19 protein-coding genes and 2 pseudogenes are annotated in these 18664 nt (G+C 56.2%); 13 read left to right on the plus strand and 8 right to left on the minus strand.

What is annotated here, in order from left to right; all coding sequences use genetic code 11:
• Positions 1–171: pseudogene (locus JFT80_RS23660) on the plus strand (Ku protein); the annotation flags it as partial.
• A gap of 106 nt (positions 172–277) precedes the next feature.
• On the opposite strand, the gene lpxO reads toward JFT80_RS23660, so the two are convergent.
• On the minus strand, positions 278–1177 hold the full coding sequence (gene lpxO / locus JFT80_RS00615) for a lipid A hydroxylase LpxO (protein ID WP_201146572.1): 900 nt from the start codon (positions 1175–1177) through the stop codon (positions 278–280).
• A 406-nt stretch (positions 1178–1583) separates the two neighbouring features.
• Between lpxO and JFT80_RS00620 the strand changes: the two genes are divergently transcribed.
• Both JFT80_RS00620 and JFT80_RS00625 read left to right on the plus strand, forming a co-directional pair.
• The gene (locus JFT80_RS00620; protein ID WP_201146573.1) at positions 1584–3170 is read left to right on the plus strand and encodes an ABC-F family ATPase; all 1587 of its coding nucleotides are present in this window, start codon (positions 1584–1586) and stop codon (positions 3168–3170) included.
• 242 nt (positions 3171–3412) lie between these two features.
• On the plus strand, positions 3413–4600 hold the full coding sequence (locus JFT80_RS00625; RefSeq protein WP_201146574.1) for an MFS transporter: 1188 nt from the start codon (positions 3413–3415) through the stop codon (positions 4598–4600).
• A gap of 19 nt (positions 4601–4619) precedes the next feature.
• Here JFT80_RS00625 and JFT80_RS00630 read toward each other — a convergent pair whose 3' ends face one another.
• The 3 genes from JFT80_RS00630 to JFT80_RS00640 all read right to left on the minus strand — a co-directional run bounded on the left by JFT80_RS00630 (position 4620) and on the right by JFT80_RS00640 (position 7464).
• On the minus strand, positions 4620–5657 hold the full coding sequence (locus JFT80_RS00630; RefSeq protein WP_122840512.1) for a dienelactone hydrolase: 1038 nt from the start codon (positions 5655–5657) through the stop codon (positions 4620–4622).
• 166 nt (positions 5658–5823) lie between these two features.
• A complete protein-coding gene (locus tag JFT80_RS00635; RefSeq protein ID WP_122840513.1) occupies positions 5824–6435 on the minus strand; it encodes an FMN-dependent NADH-azoreductase in 612 nt (203 codons plus the stop codon).
• A gap of 102 nt (positions 6436–6537) precedes the next feature.
• On the minus strand, positions 6538–7464 hold the full coding sequence (locus tag JFT80_RS00640; protein ID WP_201146575.1) for an SDR family NAD(P)-dependent oxidoreductase: 927 nt from the start codon (positions 7462–7464) through the stop codon (positions 6538–6540).
• Positions 7465–7651: 187 nt separating this feature from the next.
• Here JFT80_RS00640 and JFT80_RS24990 point away from each other — a divergent pair, with 187 nt between their 5' ends.
• Together JFT80_RS24990 and JFT80_RS24995 are read left to right on the plus strand one after the other, a co-directional pair.
• Positions 7652–8206 carry a LysR family transcriptional regulator gene (locus tag JFT80_RS24990; protein WP_307833022.1) on the plus strand — a complete coding sequence of 185 codons (555 nt, stop codon included), beginning with the start codon at positions 7652–7654 and terminating at the stop codon, positions 8204–8206.
• Entirely contained in the window at positions 8152–8676 is a 525-nt protein-coding gene (locus tag JFT80_RS24995; RefSeq protein WP_307833023.1) for a LysR substrate-binding domain-containing protein, read from the plus strand. Before JFT80_RS24990 ends, JFT80_RS24995 begins: the two co-directional genes overlap by 55 nt.
• 12 nt (positions 8677–8688) lie before the next feature.
• Here the strand turns inward: JFT80_RS24995 and JFT80_RS00650 are convergent, their stop codons facing one another.
• Both JFT80_RS00650 and JFT80_RS24695 read right to left on the minus strand, forming a co-directional pair.
• Complete coding sequence (locus JFT80_RS00650; RefSeq protein WP_374091302.1) at positions 8689–9312, minus strand: NmrA family NAD(P)-binding protein; 624 nt, start codon at positions 9310–9312, stop codon at positions 8689–8691.
• A 98-nt stretch (positions 9313–9410) separates the two neighbouring features.
• A pseudogene (locus JFT80_RS24695) lies at positions 9411–9557 on the minus strand (SDR family oxidoreductase); the annotation flags it as partial.
• 116 nt (positions 9558–9673) lie between these two features.
• Between JFT80_RS24695 and JFT80_RS00655 the strand changes: the two are divergent.
• From JFT80_RS00655 to grxC, 7 genes are all read left to right on the plus strand, one after another.
• Positions 9674–10612 carry a LysR family transcriptional regulator gene (locus tag JFT80_RS00655; protein ID WP_122840517.1) on the plus strand — a complete coding sequence of 313 codons (939 nt, stop codon included), beginning with the start codon at positions 9674–9676 and terminating at the stop codon, positions 10610–10612.
• A 221-nt stretch (positions 10613–10833) separates the two neighbouring features.
• Positions 10834–11463, plus strand: a complete 630-nt coding sequence (locus JFT80_RS00660; protein WP_122840518.1) for a LysE family translocator — start codon at positions 10834–10836, stop codon at positions 11461–11463.
• A 276-nt stretch (positions 11464–11739) separates the two neighbouring features.
• Positions 11740–12216, plus strand: coding sequence for a nuclear transport factor 2 family protein (locus tag JFT80_RS00665; protein WP_122840519.1), 477 nt, complete (start codon positions 11740–11742; stop codon positions 12214–12216).
• Between the two features lie 366 nt (positions 12217–12582).
• The gene (gene cynS / locus JFT80_RS00670; protein ID WP_045061152.1) at positions 12583–13050 is read left to right on the plus strand and encodes a cyanase; all 468 of its coding nucleotides are present in this window, start codon (positions 12583–12585) and stop codon (positions 13048–13050) included.
• Between the two features lie 101 nt (positions 13051–13151).
• Complete coding sequence (locus JFT80_RS00675; RefSeq protein ID WP_201146576.1) at positions 13152–13400, plus strand: DUF2790 domain-containing protein; 249 nt, start codon at positions 13152–13154, stop codon at positions 13398–13400.
• A gap of 38 nt (positions 13401–13438) precedes the next feature.
• Positions 13439–14101, plus strand: a complete 663-nt coding sequence (locus JFT80_RS00680) for a carbonic anhydrase (protein WP_201146577.1) — start codon at positions 13439–13441, stop codon at positions 14099–14101.
• Positions 14102–14127: 26 nt separating this feature from the next.
• A complete protein-coding gene (gene grxC, locus JFT80_RS00685; RefSeq protein ID WP_201146578.1) occupies positions 14128–14391 on the plus strand; it encodes a glutaredoxin 3 in 264 nt (87 codons plus the stop codon).
• Here grxC and JFT80_RS00690 read toward each other — a convergent pair.
• Positions 14361–16484, minus strand: a complete 2124-nt coding sequence (locus JFT80_RS00690) for a pyridoxamine 5'-phosphate oxidase family protein (RefSeq protein WP_201146579.1) — start codon at positions 16482–16484, stop codon at positions 14361–14363. The two genes, grxC and JFT80_RS00690, sit on opposite strands and share 31 nt — an antisense overlap.
• A gap of 409 nt (positions 16485–16893) precedes the next feature.
• On the opposite strand from JFT80_RS00690, the gene JFT80_RS00695 reads away from it, so the two are divergent.
• Positions 16894–17670, plus strand: coding sequence for an alpha/beta fold hydrolase (locus tag JFT80_RS00695; RefSeq protein ID WP_122840524.1), 777 nt, complete (start codon positions 16894–16896; stop codon positions 17668–17670).
• Positions 17671–17707: 37 nt separating this feature from the next.
• Here the strand turns inward: JFT80_RS00695 and JFT80_RS00700 are convergent, their stop codons facing one another.
• A complete protein-coding gene (locus JFT80_RS00700; RefSeq protein ID WP_201146580.1) occupies positions 17708–18619 on the minus strand; it encodes a LysR family transcriptional regulator in 912 nt (303 codons plus the stop codon).
• Between the last annotated feature and the right edge of the window lie 45 nt (positions 18620–18664).

The raw sequence follows: 18664 nt of genomic DNA on the forward strand, positions 1-18664 counted from the left end.
GTGGAAACGGCGACCGGCGAGGAAGAGCGCAAGACCGCGGATGTCATTGACTTGACCGAGTTGCTCAAGCGCAGCCTGGGAGGGAAAGCTGCTACCAAGCCGGCGGCGAAAACCAAGTCGGCGGCGAAGGCTGCACCGGCGAAAAAGGCGACCAAGCGCTCGGCGGGATGATTGATTGTTAAGGTGCAGTCCTGATCGCGAGCAGGCTCGCTCCCACAGCGGTTTTGTGTTGTTCACAATGCCCGCGTGGGGGCGAGCCTGCTCACGATGGCATTGATCAGATCAGGATGAAGATCGCCAGCAGACCGCCGAAGATCGCCCATTTCTCCATGTAATACAGCTTGCGATTGCGCTTTTTCAGTTCTTTGCCACGCAGGCGAATTTTGTAGATTTTGGTGAACAAACGGTTGATCCCGCCAGTCCGGTCACCCGCATCGTTCGGCGCACCCGCCGCCGACATCACGGTTTTGCTGAACCAGGCGTTGAACGCCGCCGCCCAGCGATACTTCATCGGGCGCTCAATGTCGCAGAAAAGGATGATCCGATTCTTGTCAGTGGTGTTTTCCGCGTAATGAATGAATGTCTCGTCAAACATCACTGCCTCACCATCGCGCCAGTGGTAGTTCTCACCATCAACGTTGATGTAGCAACCGGCATCGTTCGGCGTGTCCAGGCCCAAGTGATAACGGTAGGAACCGGCATACGGGTCACGATGGCGCACGAGTTTCGACCCCGGCGGCAATTCCGCGAACATTGCAGCCTTGATCGAGCCGATGCTCTGCACCAGTTCAGTGGTGCGAGGGCAGAGTTTCATCGCCGACGGATGGCTGTCGCCGTACCACTTCAGATAAAAGCGCTTCCAGCCGCTCTTGAAGAACGAGTTGAAACCGACATCGTCATACTGATTGGAACGTTTGATCTCGCCGGCACGCAGCAGATTCTGACCTTCTTCGCGGATCTCCTGCCAATGTGCCTGCAACACGCTGAGATCAGGAAAATCCGCCGGGTCCAGGTAAGGCTTGTTCGGTTTCTTCGAGAACAGGTAAAGAAAGCAGTTGATCGGCGCCAGAAACGTCGAGTGATCGCTCAGTTGGCGACCGAGTTTGTGGCGCACTCGTCCACGAAGATGAACGTATGCAATGGAAATGACATAAATAGCAGCAATGATGAGTTTCACGGAAATCGTCACACGTCAGAAGTGAACAAACTGCATCCATGCCTGTCGGCATCAAGTAGGTGGCATTTTAGCCACAGTTGCTGCCCCTTGGTGAACCTGCAAATGAGAAAAACCGTCCGCTGACGCCGCCAAAGCACCCGCGCGGCCTTAATGCCCTATCGTTTAAAGAGCCAGACCAGTACAATCGCCGCCAAACTTTACGCGCCCCCCTTGGTTGATGACGGGACCCCCCCGCCTCAGCGCACTTTGACTCGGGCCAAGCGCTCCATATGCTGCTGTCCACTTATTGCCAGATGGACCTTCCGCTTCTGACCGGGATGCATTTCCGTGGTTTGAATACCGGAAACGGGTACTGAATCGGTACTGCCGCACCCTCGCTACTCAGAATGCTTCGCAGGAATAACTCTTGATCTCCACAGCTAACATCACGATGCAGTTCGGCGCCAAGCCGCTCTTCGAAAACGTTTCGGTCAAATTCGGCGCGGGCAACCGCTATGGCCTGATCGGCGCCAACGGTTGCGGCAAGTCGACCTTCATGAAAATCCTCGGCGGCGATCTCGATCCGTCCGGCGGTCAGGTCATGCTCGAGCCGAACGTGCGCCTGGGCAAGTTGCGTCAGGATCAGTTCGCCTACGAAGAATTCACCGTGATCGACACCGTGATCATGGGTCACGAAGAGCTGTGGAAGGTCAAGGCCGAGCGCGACCGCATCTACTCGCTGCCGGAAATGACCGAAGAAGACGGCATGGCCGTGGCCGAGCTGGAAACCGAATTCGCGGAAATGGACGGCTACACCGCCGAATCCCGTGCCGGTGAACTGCTGCTGGGCCTGGGTATCGGTATCGAGCAGCACTTCGGCCCGATGAGTGAAGTGTCCCCGGGCTGGAAACTGCGGGTATTGCTCGCCCAGGCGCTGTTCTCCGATCCTGAAGTGCTGCTGCTCGACGAACCGACCAACCACCTGGATATCAACACCATTCGCTGGCTGGAAAACGTGCTGACCCAGCGTAACAGCCTGATGATCATCATCTCTCACGACCGTCACTTCCTGAACAGCGTGTGCACCCACATGGCTGACCTGGATTACGGCGAGCTGCGCCTGTTCCCGGGAAACTACGACGAGTACATGACCGTGGCGACCCAGTCCCGCGAGCAACTGCTGTCGGACAACGCCAAGAAGAAAGCACAGATTTCCGAGCTGCAATCGTTCGTCAGCCGCTTCTCGGCCAACGCCTCGAAAGCCAAGCAGGCTACTTCCCGCGCCAAGGCGATCGACAAGATCCAACTGGCCGAGGTCAAGCCTTCGAGCCGCGTGAGCCCGTTCATCCGCTTCGATCAGAACAAGAAGCTGCACCGCCAGGCGGTCATCGTCGAAAAAATGGCCAAAGGCTTCGACGGCAAACCATTGTTCAAAGACTTCAGCTTCCAGGTTGAAGCTGGCGAGCGCGTGGCGATCATCGGCCCGAACGGTATCGGCAAGACCACCCTGCTGCGCACGCTGGTCAACGAACTGACGCCGGATGCCGGTAGCATCAAGTGGACCGACGCCGCAGAACTGGGCTACTACGCTCAGGACCACGCGCACGACTTCGAAGACGACGTCACGCTGTTCGACTGGATGGGTCAGTGGACTCAGGGCGAGCAGATGATTCGCGGTACTTTGGGTCGCATGCTGTTCTCCAACGACGAGATTCTCAAGTCAGTCAAAGTGATTTCCGGTGGTGAGCAAGGTCGCATGCTGTTCGGCAAGCTGATTCTGCAGAAGCCAAACGTGCTGATCATGGACGAACCGACCAACCACTTGGACATGGAATCGATCGAGGCGCTGAACCTGGCGCTGGAAAACTACCCGGGCACGCTGGTTTTCGTCAGCCACGACCGTGAGTTCGTATCGTCCCTGGCCACGCGCATCATCGAGCTGAGCCCGGATGGCGTGACCGACTTCAGCGGCACCTACGACGACTACCTGCGTAGCCAAGGCGTCGTGTTTTAAGAGCAGCTATTAGTTTCTAGCTGCAAGTTGCAAGTAAAAGCCCTGTCCTGGTGACGGGGCTTTTTATTGCTTTGAAGATCAAAAGATCGCAGCCTGCGGCAGCTCCTACATTTGGAATGCATTCCCTTGTAGGAGCTGCCGCAGGCTGCGATCTTTTGATCCTGATCGTTAGCCTGCTTTCTTTTATCTGACACCCACGCCATGATGCGAACTCTCCCACCGCCGCCCGCGAACGAGTCCTCATGTCTGCGCAGCAACAGCCTCCGCAAAGCTCCATGGCGATCACCCTGCAGATCGTCTCCATCGTTTTCTACACGTTTATTGCCTTCCTCTGCATCGGTTTGCCGATTGCGGTGTTGCCCGGTTACGTGCACGAACAGCTGGGTTTCAGTGCGATCATTGCCGGCCTGGTGATCGGCTCGCAGTATCTGGCGACCCTGCTCAGCCGGCCTATGGCCGGACGCATGTCGGATACGATCGGCACCAAACGGGCAATCGTTTATGGTTTGCTGGGCATTGTGCTGAGTGGCGTGCTGACGTTGATTTCGACGCTGCTGCAAAGCTTCCCGCTCACCAGCCTGTTGATTCTGATCGCCGGGCGTCTGTTGCTGGGTGTTGCCCAAGGCCTGATAGGCGTTGGGACGATCAGTTGGTGCATGGGCCAGGTCGGTGTCGAACACACCGCAAAGTCCATCGGCTGGAACGGCATAGCGTCTTATGGTGCGATTGCGATTGGCGCGCCCTTGGGTGTAGTGATGGTGGCCGATTACGGCTTTACCAGCCTTGGCATCGCCCTGTCTGTGTTGGCGACCGGGGCATTGCTGCTGATCCGCAACAAACCTTCGGTGCCAGTGATACGCGGCGAGCGCCTGCCATTCTGGGCGGTGTTCGGACGGATTGCGCCATTCGGTGCCAGCCTGACACTGGCCTCGATCGGCTACGGCACGCTGACTACGTTCATCACTTTGTACTACCTGAATCGAGGCTGGAGCGGCGCGGCGTATTGCCTGACGGTGTTCGGCGTGTGTTTCATACTCTCGCGGCTGTTGTTCATTTCGGCGATCAGCCGATTTGGCGGGTTCAATTCGGCCATCGCCTGCATAACCATCGAGACCGTGGGCCTCGCGCTATTGTGGCTGGCGCCCTCAACCGTGTTTGCGCTGATCGGCGCCGGATTGGCGGGCTTCGGGTTGTCGTTGGTGTACCCGGCGCTGGGGGTCGAGGCGATCAAACAGGTGCCGAGTTCCAGTCGCGGCTCAGGCCTGGGCGCTTATGCGGTGTTCTTCGATCTGGCGCTGGCGATTGCCGGGCCATTGATGGGCGCAGTGGCGTTGAATCTGGGCTATTCGTGGATTTTCTTCTGTGCGGCGCTGTTGTCAGTGATCGGCTTGGGGCTGACCCTGCTGCTCAAACGTCGGGCAATGGCTTAAGCCCTATATCGCGCAGGTATCATTGATCAGCGGTTTGCATACCCGCCCGATTCGGCTTGGACAGCGTGCGGGAAAAGAACCGGCCAGCCTCGCCAATCAGGTTGCGATGAATGTCCTCGCGGTTAACGCCATCGGCATCAGTGCACAGTGCTGGCATGGCGGCAATCTGCTCATCGTTGCACGGGGCCATGAACACGAAATGCCCGGCGCCAGCCAGCAACTTGAAATCCGGTGCGATTGGCAGTTTGCGTGCCAGGGCGGCGGCATTTTTGTCAAAGGCCACCAGCTTGTCTCCGTCACCGCTGTAGAGCAGCACTGGCACATGCACGTCAGCCAGGGTGTGCCGGCCGAACTTGAGGCTCAACGGCGCCATCAGGAGCAAGGCGTGTACTCTTGGGTCGGCCACCGGTTGCAGGTCATCGCGATCGACGATCAGCTCGCCCTGGGTATTGCAGGCGTCACGATCATCCGGGCGCTCCTGGCAATAACGGCGCAGGCGATCCAGATCAGGGGTTGCACCGGAGAGTATCAAGGCCGTTTCACCGCCCGCCGAATAGCCGATCACCCCGACCTGCCCGGCATTCACGAATGGCGCCAGCATCGGATCGCCCAAGGTTGCGGTAATGGCTTCGGAAATCTGCAGCGGCCGGCCGTACAGGTTGCTCAGGGTACCCAGACGACTGTGGTCGGTTGAGTTGTCACCCGGATGGATAACCGCCACCACCACAAAGCCCTTGCGCGCCAGCGAAGTCATCAGGTCGTGCAAGGCCATCGGCGTGCCAGTGTTGCCATGGGACAGCATCAGCATCGGGTAACGCCCGATGGCCACCCGGGTATCCTCACCCGCTTCGACCGTATAACCCTCCAGGCGGCTGGAATGCTCCTTGTCGCTTGAGGGGTAGAACGCGATGGCACGCATCGGCTGCAAGTCCAGAGGGTCGAGAAAACTCATCTCGTGGTAGCCGACGCTCCAGCGCGGGTGCAGTGCAGGTGCTGCCTGCACCCAATTAAGGCTGCCGAGCAGGACCAAGAGTAATGCTGCACAAAGACGTACCATGGAACGCCCTACCTGTTGGCTTGCGGCGACGATGACCCTTGACTGCACGAGCTGGGCCAACTTGTGACACAGCCAGAAACAAAAAACTCCGTACCTGGCGCTTGCGCTTCCAGAATACAGAGTTTTTTAGCGATTGCCTGAGCTGTTTGAGCTCTTTACGCAAGCCTTACGCAGCGGCGAACAATTGCTCGCTGATGCGCACGTGCGCGTCATTCATGGCTTTGGTACGCACTTCGTCACCGTAGGCCAGGCCTTCGGCACGCACGAACTCGATGTCGGTGATACCGAGGAAACCCAGCAGCAGCTTCAAGTACTCTTCATGGGCTACGCCGCTGGCCTGGCCGGCATGCAGGCCGCCGGAGGTCGACACGATCACCACTTTCTTGCCGCCGCACAGGCCTTCAGGGCCGGCTTCGGTATAGCGGAAGGTCTGGCCAGCTACCGCGATGCGGTCGATCCAGGCCTTGAGCTGGGTTGGAATCGTGAAGTTGTACATCGGCGCGGCAATCACCACCGCATCGGCCGCGAGGAATTCAGCCAGGGTAGTGGCGCTCAGGTCGGCCTCGTGTTGTTGCGCGGCATTGCGCAACTCGGCGGTGGTGCCGGCCGCAACGAGGGTGGTGGCGGAAAAATGGCTGATGGCATCGGCGGCCAGGTCACGGTAGGTCACCACGGTGCCTGCTTCAGCGCCCTGCCAGGCCTTGACCACTTCGCTGCTCAGCTGACGGGAGGCCGAGTTGTCACCCAGAATGCTCGAATCGATATGCAACAGTTTCATAAGGGATCTCCAAGGTGAGGATCGCCAGCCGGCGATCTGATGGAGTAAATCCTACAGGTGAAACCAATAGCCGATTAGTCAGCAACAATGCGATTGATCGTCTCACCTATAGAACAATCCGACGGTCATCCGCGTGGCAACTTCCCACAACCGCTGCGCGTTATCAGGGTCAACGGCATAAGCTGCAACGCCCATGTAATCGGCAGGCCGTTTGGTGACTACCAGCGCCTCATTACAGTCCTCGAAATAACGACCACCAATGCCTTCCAACAACGGAGACGCCGCAAGCAGTACCGATGTCGCAGCACCTTGTTGCACGTTCTTCTGACGTTCAATTGGGGTCTTAAGCCCACCGGTATGTTTCTGAAGGTTGGTCGCGATTGCCCCAGGGTTCAAAGCGTTAGCGAAAATGCCTAGCTTCGCCCAGCGACGGGTGATCTCTACGGCGATGAGCGCGCATGCTGACTTTGCCTGGGCATATGATGCGTACGCATCGTATGTACGGAAGTCAAAATTGATGTCGTCGAAAACGACTGGCCCTAGAAGATTAGCGTTTGAGCTCAACGAAACAATTCGGGCGCCTTCGGCTTTGATCAGGGCGTCCTGCAACCCAAGCACAAGCGCAAAATGGCCAAGAAAGTTGGTTGCAAACTGCATCTCCCAACCCTGCGATGTCAGCTCCCGCTGAGGAACGGCCATGATCCCTGCGTTATTGACCAGGATATCAAGTGGCTCTGACCACGACTCAGCAAACGATTTCACAGAGGACAGATCTGCCAGATCGATTGAGCGGATATCAACGGTACCCCTGCCCCCAGAGCGCAGTTCGGCGGCTACCGACGCCGCCGCCTCCGGACGCCGTACTGCAAGCGTCACGTTCGCGCCGGCAATGACCAATGCGCGCGCTGTCTCGATACCGATACCGGAGGCCCCGCCCGTTACGATTGCACGTTTACCCGCGAGGTCAACCCCTTCCATGACCTCTTGTGCGGTTGAATGAAACCCGAACGGTGTAGTGATACGCGTCATGAATTATTCCTCGCATGTTTGATGACCGCAGAGCCGCACTGACTTGCGGGATCACCGAATGACCGGGATGCCACAGGCCACGCTATGAATCCAGATCTGCGTAAAGTTGTTGTGGACCAAGATAAGCCGCAGCACTGTCGCAAACAATCAGGCTAATATCGTATGAACTGATGCAGGAATTAGCACAATGCAGAAATCCGGGCTCCTCGAACTTAACGCGGTGGTCGCAGTTTCTACTCATCGCAGCTTTCGTCGCGCGGCCGTGGAATTGGGAATGTCGCCATCAGCACTCAGCCATGCGATCGCTGCACTGGAGAAACGCCTTGGCGTGAGGTTGTTCCACAGAACCACGCGAAGCGTTTCTCTGTCTGAAGCCGGGGAGCAATTTCTGGTTCGTGTGCAGCCCGCTCTGCGTGATATATCCGCGGCCATGGAGGCGGTAAGCGAGTTCCGCGATACACCGGCGGGAACCCTACGCCTGAACACCTCCGAAGGTGCTGCGCAAATGGTGCTGACGCCAGTGGTACTGGAGTACCTAAGGCGTTATCCCGACATGCGGGTTGACATCGTTACCGATAGAAGTCTGGTTGACATCGTTGCTGGTGGATTCGACGCCGGCATACGGTTGGCGGAAAGCGTTCCGCAGGACATGATCGCCATTGCGATCACTCCCCGCTCCGTTTTGCGGTGGTCGCTTCCCCCCAGTACTTCGCGAAATGCAAAAAACCAAAGGTTCCGATAGACCTGCTCGCACACAACTGCATACGCGTGCGCTTCCCCAGTGGTTCAATCTACAAATGGGAATTCGAGAAGCGCGGTGAAGAGCAATCAATAGATGTCAGCGGGTCGTTGACGCTCGACAGCCACCACTTGATGCTAGAGGCTGCTTTGCAAGGCGCCGGCATAGTCTGGACTAATGATTTCGCTGCTTCTGCTCATATTGCGTCCGGAAAGCTCATTCGAGTGCTGGAGGACTGGACACCTTCGTACCCGGGACTGCGCCTTTACTATCCTGCGAATCGCCATATGCCGGCGGGACTGCGGGCTTTCGTCAACGTCGTCCGTGAGCTTGTGTCGGCGGATTCGATCGCTAAAAGAAAGTCTGAGCTTTTACGCTCAGACCGGGAGCGCTTCTGCATCTGCCTCTCTTCGCATGACGTAATACTGCTTTCATGCAAGCGCAATGCTCGACTTGTTCGGGCTGCAGGATAGCCAACTGAACCGTCAGAGCTTGAAGGCATCTCTAACGATGTCTTCAAGATCTTTGGGCTTTCGACCTAGCAGTTCTTCAAGGGTACGACTGGTTTGATCAAATGCGCCCCTCTCGATAGCGCGATACCAATCGCCAATGAAAGTCGCGACATGAGGTGGCCAACCTTCGGCTTCGCGGGCGGCGATGAAGGTTCCGGTCGAGATCGGCTGATAATGCACGGCTTTACCGGTTATGCGCGAAAGCGCGGCGGCGATGTCTGCGAACGACCAGGTTTGTCCGCTATTGAGCAGATAAGCTCGATGCTCGTGACCCGGCTGACTGAGCAGGGTTGCCCCGCCTTCAGCTAGTTCATCAATGCTCGTCAGGGCCACCCGCCCCTGACCGGCGGGTGCGCTGAAGCCCTTCTGCGGAGCATCTTTGCCGATGTACATCGCAAGCACGTCGGCATACAGCGGATGCCGGACGATGGTGTAATCCAGCCCGGATGATTTAAGCATCGCCTCTGTTTCGAGGTCGCTGGCAGTGACACCCTCAATAGGACAATAGTCATCGCTAACGCGCTGAATGCTGGTGTAGAACACATGTCGAACACCCGCCATACGTGCCGCATGAATGACGTTCCTGTGTTGCCCCACCCGATCGCTGAAAGCAACGGCTGATACCAGGTAGATTTTTCCACCCCGGCGAAGGCATTGACCAGGGATTCGACGTCAGTGTAATCGCCCAGCCGCACTTCGACGCCCAGGTCCGACAACCACTGCGCTTTGCTCCCCTCTCGAACCATGGCGACGACATCCGACGCAGGCACCTTCCGGACCAGTGAGCGCACTACTGCGCTACCCAGCTTACCGGTCGCGCCGGTGATTAACATTTTGCCCATTACGCTCCACCTGTTTTGAGTGTGAAATTCAGTCGGCCACCACTATGGGCTCATATTCACCACCAAATTAGTCATCAATCAGTAGAATCAGCTTCAACCAGAAGTTGGAGATAAGCGTGGACAGTTTGGGCAACCTGGAATCATTTGTAAGAGCCGCCGAAGCTCGCAGTTTTTCCGAAGCGGCTCGGCGGATGGGCATTTCCGCCGCGGCAGTGAGCAAAAACATTGCCCGCCTGGAAACAAAATTGGGCACCCGACTGTTTCAACGCAGCACGCGAAGTCTGTCCCTTACCGAAGCCGGTGAGGCGCTATATGAACAGGTGGCGGGTAGTGTCGAAACGATTCAAGGCGCAATGGCTCAACTCGGCGACTCACGCGATGTGCCCGCCGGTCGGTTGCGGGTCAACATGTCTCCGTCCTTCGCCTACGACTATGTGCTGCCTCTGCTGAAAACGTTCAAGCAACGATATCCCTGCGTTGTGCCCGATTGGCACCTCGAAATCCGACGCGTTGATTTGATAGGTGAAGGTTTTGACGTTGCGATTGGCGGCGGCCTGGAATTAAGCCCGGGCGTCGTGGCACGCGAGCTGGCCAAGCTACACCTCGTCGCTGTAGCAGCTCCCGAGTGGCTCCAAGGCAAGCCATTGCCCGTTGTGCCAGCGGACTTGCAGGGCCAGGATGGCATTGTCGTGCGATCGACCGACACCAACCGATTACGCACCTGGACGTTGCGCAGTTCGGCTGACGAAACCTTTGATCTGAGCCTGAAACCAACAGCCATCATGAATGATCCGCAAGCCTTGTGCATGTGCGCCCTGATGGGGTTGGGCGTGGCATTGGTGCCACTGGAGCGAGCATGGCCCTGGTTACAGCGGGGTGAGCTGATTCGGCTATTACCGCAATGGTATGTCGATCTGGGCTCAATCTCCGTCTACTACTCGGCCAGAAAAGAACTGCCAGCTAAAACACGCGTCTTCGTAAACTTCCTGATTGAACATTTCCAAGGCACGCTGAGTGATCACTTCAGCGCCATGGAAACTGATAAAGGGAAGTAGCGGCACGCCTTGGCGTTCCCTTCCCGACATTAGCCAGGCAAGAGTCCAGCCGCCCAAGCCTGATTTGCGGAAAACGATCAGTTGGCATACAGGTTCCCTGTTCTAACTATCAAAGGGCAGATTCTGCCAAAAAACGTGGATTTGGGAGTTAAATTCGCAACCACCTGCCCTGCTGCTCCCCTCTAAAATTGTCTCCCTCATTTCCTGCCGAGCACACGAATATGGAAGACAAAGCGCTGTACCTCCTCGCTCTCTCGATGATTTTCCTAATGCCCGGTCCGGACATGATCCTGCTACTTCAAACGGGGGCGAAACAAGGTAGAACCGCAGCGCTAGCGACTGCGCTCGGGCTCGCGTTGGCGCGTGCCTGCCATGTGGCTTTGACCGCTATGGGATTGGCAACAATGTTCAAGGTGCTGCCTTGGACTTTTGATATCGTCAAATATGCAGGAGCAGCCTATCTACTTTGGGTAGGTATCCAGATGTTCAAAACCAGTGGCAAGAGTGCACCTGCCCTTACAGAGACTGGCACTGTAACGCCGAGCTTGAGCGCGGCTATCCGGCGGGGGCTTTTCACCAATTTACTCAATCCGAAAGCGCTACTTTTTTGCTCAGTGCTGCTTCCGCAATTCATCGATCCGAATCGATCGTCGGTATCGGAGCAATTTGCAATACTGGGTGCAGTACTCGTAATCACCGGTCTGATTTTCGACAGCATTTATGCCACTGCCAGCGCTTGGGTAGGGCGTTGGTTAGAGCGTAGCGTGACCGCGCAACGAGTTCAGCAATGGCTTTTCGGTACCCTCCTGATTGGATTTGCAGTGCGGCTGGCGTTTGTACAGCAAGCCTGACGTCCTGACGCCAAGTCGTTTGGGCGGTGCATTAGTTCGTTCGATTCCTGGACTGCTCAACCGCTACTCTCACATCGCCGCCAACCCGCTTTTACACAGGGCGCTAGCGAATGAAGCATCAACTGAAGGTTTACCAATTCCCGAAGGTCACCTCGCATACCTGCTGATGTATTTGATCTAGAAATGCTCGGTAGGCGCCCTGATGGTTCCTGACTTAACTAAGCTTTTAGCTACCACGGATTTTATCCCGAGGTACCTCAATGTGGAGTAGTGATCATGGCTGAATCTGAGACCCGTCCCCCGCTACCACCGTTTGACCGCGAGTCTGCAACACTCAAAGTTCGCCTGGCTGAAGATGGATGGAACAGCCGAGATGCTGAAAAAGTCGCATTGGCCTATACCACCGACACCAGGTGGCGCAACCGCGTCGATTTTGCAGTCAACCGGGCTGAGGCACAGGCGTTCCTTACTCGAAAATGGAATAAGGAGTTGGAGTATCGACTTATCAAGGAGTTATGGGCGTTTACCGACAATCGTATTGCTGTGCGCTATGCCTATGAGTGGCGCGACGATTCCGGGAATTGGTACCGCTCGTACGGAAACGAAAACTGGGAATTCGCCGAGAACGGTTTAATGGCAAACCGTTTTGCGTGTATCAACGACATGCCCATCAAAGAGTCAGAACGAAAGTTTCGGTGGCCGCTAGGCCGTCGCCCGGACGATCATCCAAGCCTTTCCGACCTGGGTCTTTGAGAAGGGAGGCGTACTCGCGCTGACTGACTAACACGCCTACAAAAGCAGCGCTGTACGGCCCGTTGCCTCTCCCCAATAAATGCAGATGCTGCCACTGAGCCCGCCGTACGCGGGCTCTTTTGTCTTGCCATCCCCCTCGCGCAGCAAGGCGATTCTTTTTGTCGACCAATGTGATTATCCAGAATCAGCAGTATTGCTTCCGAGTTCCCGACGTTCATGAGCCCCCGATTCAAACCTATAGGCAGGGCTTATGCGAAGCATTGTTTATCGGTCTTGGACGCTATAGAGCAAACGGCAGAACATGGCTTCACACCAAGCAACACTCATCCAGCAACTCTTACCCAAGCATCCGATAGGAGCAACACCATGCAACAGTCCCACGCTTACAACGACACCAGTCTTGAACTGACCGCTAAAATTCTAGACGCCAAAGCCCGCAAAAACCTGTCGTTCGAAGACATGGCAGAAGGCACCGGCCTCGGTCTGGCCTACGTGACCGCAGCCCTCCTCGGCCAGCACCCTCTTCCAGAAACTGCCGCGAAAGTGATCGGTAAAAAGCTGGACCTGGACGCCGACTCGGTAGCGCGCCTGCAAATCATCCCACTGCGTGGCAGTCTTTCGGGCGTCCCTACGGATCCTACTATCTACCGCTTCTACGAAATGATCCAAATCTATGGCACGACTTTGAAGGCCTTGGTCCACGAACAGTTCGGCGACGGCATCATCAGCGCGATTAACTTCAAGCTCGATATGAAAAAAGTTGAAGATCCTGAAGGTGGACACCGCGCAGTAATCACCCTCGACGGGAAGTTCCTGCCACTGCGTCCTTTCTAAGAAGGCGACTGGAAATGTAATTCGGCCCGCACTCTTAGCGGGCCTGCTTCAACACATTTATCCACTTCACCGACTCACCAAATCTAAATGGAGGATGCGTCATGCAAAAAATTCTGTTGCTCGCCCTGTCCCTGACAGCTTCGTTGTCGGCCTATGCACAGCAAACTTCGGCTGCGCCAGAAGCCACTCCGTATGTCTATGGCGTGCACTTGGATATTGCCAAGGTCATCAACATCACTGAAGCAGCAGACGTCTGCGGCCCAGTGCCAGTGCAAATGACTTACAAAGATTCGCACGGTGACACTCGTGTCCTTGAATACAGCGTGATAGGTCGCGGCTGCACTAATTGAATATTACCCAACTTGATTACTTGCAAAAGGCTAATCGCATGAAAGCGCTCATTAAAGGTTTTTTAAAGTTTCAGAAAGAAGCATTTCCGCAACGGACGGACCTGTTCAGACACCTGGCCACCACGCAGCATCCAGGCACGTTGTTTATCACGTGTTCCGATAGCCGCGTAGTACCAGAACTGTTGACGCAACAAGAACCTGGCGAACTGTTCGTGATCCGAAACGCGGGGAATATCGTGCCTTCGTATAGCCCCCACCCCGGAGGTGTGTCGGCAACGGTCGAATACGCCGTGGCGGTGCTCGGGGTGACCGATATCGTGATCTGCGGTCATTCGGATTGCGGCGCAATGACGGCGGTCGCCAAATGCAAATGCATGGACCATCTCCCCGCAGTCGCCGGGTGGTTGCAACATGCTGAATCCGCGAAGGTCATCAACGAGTCTCGCCATCACATGAATGACTCGGCAAAAGTGAGCTCGATGGTTCGAGAAAACGTGATTGCCCAACTGGCCAACATCCAGACTCACCCAAGCGTGCGCATCGCTCAGGAAAAAGGCTTGCTGAATTTGCATGGATGGGTCTACGACATCGAAACCGGATCGGTTGACGCTCTTGACTCTGATAATCGCAGCTTCAAATCGTTGGCAGAGCACCCGGATACCTGCGCTGTACACGCTCGTGCAGAAAAAGCCGCAGCCTGAAACTGTCTAAACGGTGAGGATTCTTCATGCCTGACATTATTATGTACACAACCAGCACCTGCCCTTATTGCCGTGGTGCAAAGCAACTGCTTAACGCTAAAGGTATTTCTTATACCGAAATCGATGTGCAGTCAGTTGATCAGAAGGTTGCAATGATAAACCGCAGCGGCCGTCGCACGGTTCCGCAAATTTTCATCGGCGACTGGCATGTGGGTGGATTTGATGACCTCGTTCAACTCGACCGTGAAGGCGGTTTGGCTCAAGCGCTCAACCCGCGTCTCGCGGGATGAGCGATAGAGAAGGCATTCATGCTACAGATCCAAAACCAGGGGGCGTCGCCCTCCTTGCTTTGCGCTGGCACTGCGCAGCAAATCAAGACCTCTCCCTGAGCCGGCATTTCAGCGGGCAAGTTCAAATAGTGCACCTCCCCACTGATCAGCTTCGTACGACAAGTCCCACACGACCCGCCGCGGCAACTGAAGTCCGGATTCAGACCACGACTTTCAGCCAACTCCAGCAAGCTGCCGTTGCCTGGCTCCCAACGCGCCTCTTTAGCAGAAGTCGCGAACAGTACTTTTACGGGGGTACTGGCTGCCGGAACTTGTTCGACCGCCGGGGTCAACTGATCGCGTCGCCGAACCAAGGTCGATGGCCCGAAAGTTTCAGCGTGAATGCGATCATCGCCAATGCGGAGTTCACGTAGCCCATCGTATAACGCCTGGGTAAACGCGCCTGGGCCGCACAAGTAAAAGTCGTAATCATCCAGGGGTAACAGCGCCTTGAGTAGCGCGACGTCCACACGTCCAGCCAATTCAAAGTCCTCGCCCTCGCGAGCGTGCTGCTCAGGCTGACTCAGAAGTCGCAATGCACGAATTTTATCTTTCGCACGGGTTGCTAGTTCAAACAGCTCATCCCGAAATGCCAGTTCCGCCAGACTGCGCGCACTCTGAATAAACCAGGTCGGCCGAGTGCGACGAATTCGCTCTCCTTCGTAGATCACTTCACGCAGCATCGACAGCAGCGGCGTGACCCCGACCCCAGCGGCCAATAGAACCAATGGCCGATGCTCATCGGCCTTCACTGTGAATCGTCCCTGAGGGGCACGGGCTTCGATCAGATCCCCCACCCGAATCTGGTCGTGCAAATGCGACGAAATCAACCCGTCACGCTTGACGCTGATCCGGAAGAAGTTGTCAGACGGTGCACTCGACACACTGTAAGTCCTGACAACCGGCGCCTGCCCATCAACCAGGCTAAACCGTACCGGTAAATGCTGGCCCGCCTCGAATCGCGGCAATCCCGCGCCATCGTCGGGTTCCAGATAAAAAGAGCTGATGGTGCTGCTCTCTTCAACGATTCGGGTGACGCGCAGATGCCGCCATTGGTCGCGCAGGGCATCGGCCTGTAAGCGGCCTTCAGCTTTTTCCCAGCTGCCGGTCATCATACTGTTCGGTGAGAAACCTTCGAATACCCAGCGCAGAGCCAATACGGCTCGCCTTAGGACGACATGCTCCACCGTCAAGGTCCAGAATCTCTCGGCCCCTTGAAATGCAGCGATCTGCGGCCCCTCAAGAATAAGCTCGGTGCGCCCGGCCACCTGGAGCACATCACCTGACGAGAAATCGACAAAAACCAAACCGGCTTTAGGGTTGAGCAACAGGTTGCCCAATGTATTGAAATGCAGATTGCCGGCGAAATCGGGAACCGTCAGCACATTGCCTTCGACCCTGACAAAACCTGGATTACCTCCGCGATGGGAAACGTCAACCGAACGCTTGGCTGAGTCTCCTTCGAGGTCGACGTAGCTGGCGAGGAAGAACGTATCGGCCTGACGAATCATCTCTGTAGCCGCCTCGTCCAATTCGTGCAAACGTTTTGCTGCAACATCGGATGAGGATCGCCCAACGCTGACGGGCTCGACACTTCGCAATTGGATGTACTGAGGACAGTTGCCAAAAGCGTGCACGACAGAAACGGCAACACCGTCAGAGGAGACGGTGTTGATATTGCCGTTCATACGATTGCGCCTTCGGGTCTTCAGATCGATGCCAAGTAACCCGACTGCGGCGCCCATTCCCAAGGCAGGTTTGACTGGGTCGCCGTCTGCGGGGAGGCGGTCGAGCTGCAAGCTGCGTGGGTCGGGTGAGTGAACAAACCCTGGAGGACCCTCGATCAACGTCGCCCAAGGGATGCCGTCTTGGTCGACCGCACCCACCACCAGATAGGGGAGTTGGCTGTAGAACGAACGATGCTGATCCGGCATGTAGTCGCGAACAACTTTTCGCCCAAAGTGCTCCATCTGCTGCGCCACGCCGACACTTTCTTGCAACCGCCGCTCGCCAGCATGCCAGGGTGAAGCCCCTTGCTCATCCGTATTACTCATGATCACCTCTACGTATTCGTAAACAGGTGCGATTCACTCGCCGCCGAGCGTTCATTGATGGCTGCACCGGTGGGGTGTTCACTGCGTACCCACCGATACCATCAATGCAACGTCTGGCAGGCCGGAGCGCTACACGTCTTTTCATAGGTGTCTGCGCAGTCAGGTGTTTTACAAAGTGCCTGGAACGCATGCTCCGCCTTAATCGCTTTGGTGAGAACAAACACAAAACACAATCCAATGTTTCGCCTGCTGAAATGCTGGAGGAGCTTTGTGTCGGTTTGTAGCAAAGGCGGCGTTAGATACATTTCCATGCGTAGCACTGGATACGGGGACACATAGGGGATACAGCTAGCGGTTTAACTATTCCTGTCGCTCCACAACCCATCTCCCGTCATGCACAGGAACACAGATGAAAAAGATATTTGCAGGTCTGGCCTTAGCGGCCGCAATGGTTACAGCCTCCGCAGCGATGGCTGCGCCGGTCAAACCGACTGTCGTGTTGGTTCACGGCGCTTTCGCTGATTCCAGCAGTTGGAATGGCGTCGTCAAAATTCTTGAAAAAGATGGCTATCCAGTGATCGCAGCCTCGAACCCGCTGCGCTCGCTCAAAGGAGACGCCCAAGCAGTGGCTGACGTGCTCGCTAGCGTCAAAACGCCCGTTGTACTGGTAGGGCATTCGTATGGTGGTCCGGTCATCACCGAAGCGGCTTACGGCAACACCAATGTCAAAGCGCTGGTGTTCGTCGCAGCCATTGCACCTGAAGCAGGTGAATCCACCGCAGAGTTATCCGGACGTTTCCCGGGTGGCACGCTGGGCCCTACTCTCGCTCCTCCAGTAGCCTTGGCTGACGGCGGTAAGGATCTGTATATCCAGCAAGACAAATTCCACGACCAGTTTGCAGCCGACGTTTCCAATGCGGACGCCAAATTGATGGCTGCAACTCAACGTCCCGTCACGGTGGCGGCGCTCAATGAAGCATCGACCGAACCGGCCTGGAAAACCATTCCTTCATGGTTCGTCTACGGCGACGCTGATAAGAACATTCCAGCACAAGCACAGGCCTTTATGGCGGAGCGGGCACACTCCAAACAGACCGTCGTGGTCAAAGGCGCGTCGCACGTTGTGATGGTGTCCAACCCGAAAGTCGTCGCCAGCCTGATCGAAAAGGCAGCGAACGCCAAATGAAGCTAATCGGCGATCTCGGTCCGGGATCGCCGAACGCTCAATGAGCGTCGGGCAACATTGCCGGATGTTCGCGCAGGCCTTCGACAATGTGGTCGACGAAACTGCGCACTTTCATTGAAGCTCTACGCCCTTCCCGGTAAACGACATGAACTGGAAGCGCTGGCAGTTCGAAAGGTTGCAACACCCTGTGTAACCGACCGTCATTTAAATAATCGTAGGCAGGATAGCTGAGGCAGCGCGTAAGCCCCGCGCCGCAAGCCGCCGCATCGATGGCAGCTTGAACGGTGGTGCAGCTGACGCGTGATCGGGCCTTGATGGTGGATGGAACACCTTGTCTGGAAAAATCCCAGCTGATCTTCTCCCGATAAGCTTGAATGCCAATCAGCCGGTGACTTTTGAGATCCTCCGGCTCGGCGGGCACACCATGGGCTTCGAGATAGATGGGGCTGGCGCATACGATCGTACGAACGTAGCCAACCGGCCTTGCTATCAACGAGGAACTGGGCAAATTTCCGACCAGCACGGCGACGTCAAGCTCCTCCTCGTTCATGTTCGGAAAACGATCATGATAATGGGCGAATACTGTGACTTCGGGATAAAACTCCATGTAATTCGCAAGCAAAGGCGTCATTACATAGCGGCTGAAAAGGAGTGGAAGCAATACAGTCAGATTACCCTGAGCCTGAACATGAAGGCCTTTAGCTGATGCTTCTGCGTCTTCGATTTCTTTGATGATGCGCGAGCAGTCAGCCATAAATACAACACCCGACTCAGTCAACGACACTCCACGAGTGCTGCGTTGCAATAACGGCACCCCGAGACGCATCTCCAACCGAGCAATCGCGCGAACGACTGTCGGGCCAGAAACGTTCAGACGGCGCGCAGCTGCCGCCAGGCTTGGCCGCTCTGAGAGCGCTTCAAACATGAGCATTTCATGGAAACGGTCCATCAGAGCGTGCTTTTCTTGGCAGGTCGAAGCGCCGCATCACATCCC

This window comes from Pseudomonas sp. TH10 (assembly GCF_016651255.1).
Lineage (GTDB): Bacteria > Pseudomonadota > Gammaproteobacteria > Pseudomonadales > Pseudomonadaceae > Aquipseudomonas.

Coding starts and splice junctions, on each gene's coding strand:
- JFT80_RS00700 (WP_201146580.1), bottom strand. CDS start 18,619: ATGGACCGTTTCCATGAAATGCTCATGTTTGAAGCGCTCTCAGAGCGG.
- JFT80_RS00625 (WP_201146574.1), top strand. CDS start 3,413: ATGTCTGCGCAGCAACAGCCTCCGCAAAGCTCCATGGCGATCACCCTG.
- JFT80_RS00695 (WP_122840524.1), top strand. CDS start 16,894: ATGAAAAAGATATTTGCAGGTCTGGCCTTAGCGGCCGCAATGGTTACA.
- JFT80_RS00675 (WP_201146576.1), top strand. CDS start 13,152: ATGCAAAAAATTCTGTTGCTCGCCCTGTCCCTGACAGCTTCGTTGTCG.
- cynS (WP_045061152.1), top strand. CDS start 12,583: ATGCAACAGTCCCACGCTTACAACGACACCAGTCTTGAACTGACCGCT.
- JFT80_RS00630 (WP_122840512.1), bottom strand. CDS start 5,657: ATGGTACGTCTTTGTGCAGCATTACTCTTGGTCCTGCTCGGCAGCCTT.
- JFT80_RS24990 (WP_307833022.1), top strand. CDS start 7,652: ATGCAGAAATCCGGGCTCCTCGAACTTAACGCGGTGGTCGCAGTTTCT.
- JFT80_RS00690 (WP_201146579.1), bottom strand. CDS start 16,484: ATGAGTAATACGGATGAGCAAGGGGCTTCACCCTGGCATGCTGGCGAG.
- JFT80_RS00665 (WP_122840519.1), top strand. CDS start 11,740: ATGGCTGAATCTGAGACCCGTCCCCCGCTACCACCGTTTGACCGCGAG.
- JFT80_RS00660 (WP_122840518.1), top strand. CDS start 10,834: ATGGAAGACAAAGCGCTGTACCTCCTCGCTCTCTCGATGATTTTCCTA.
- JFT80_RS00635 (WP_122840513.1), bottom strand. CDS start 6,435: ATGAAACTGTTGCATATCGATTCGAGCATTCTGGGTGACAACTCGGCC.
- JFT80_RS00640 (WP_201146575.1), bottom strand. CDS start 7,464: ATGACGCGTATCACTACACCGTTCGGGTTTCATTCAACCGCACAAGAG.
- grxC (WP_201146578.1), top strand. CDS start 14,128: ATGCCTGACATTATTATGTACACAACCAGCACCTGCCCTTATTGCCGT.
- JFT80_RS00680 (WP_201146577.1), top strand. CDS start 13,439: ATGAAAGCGCTCATTAAAGGTTTTTTAAAGTTTCAGAAAGAAGCATTT.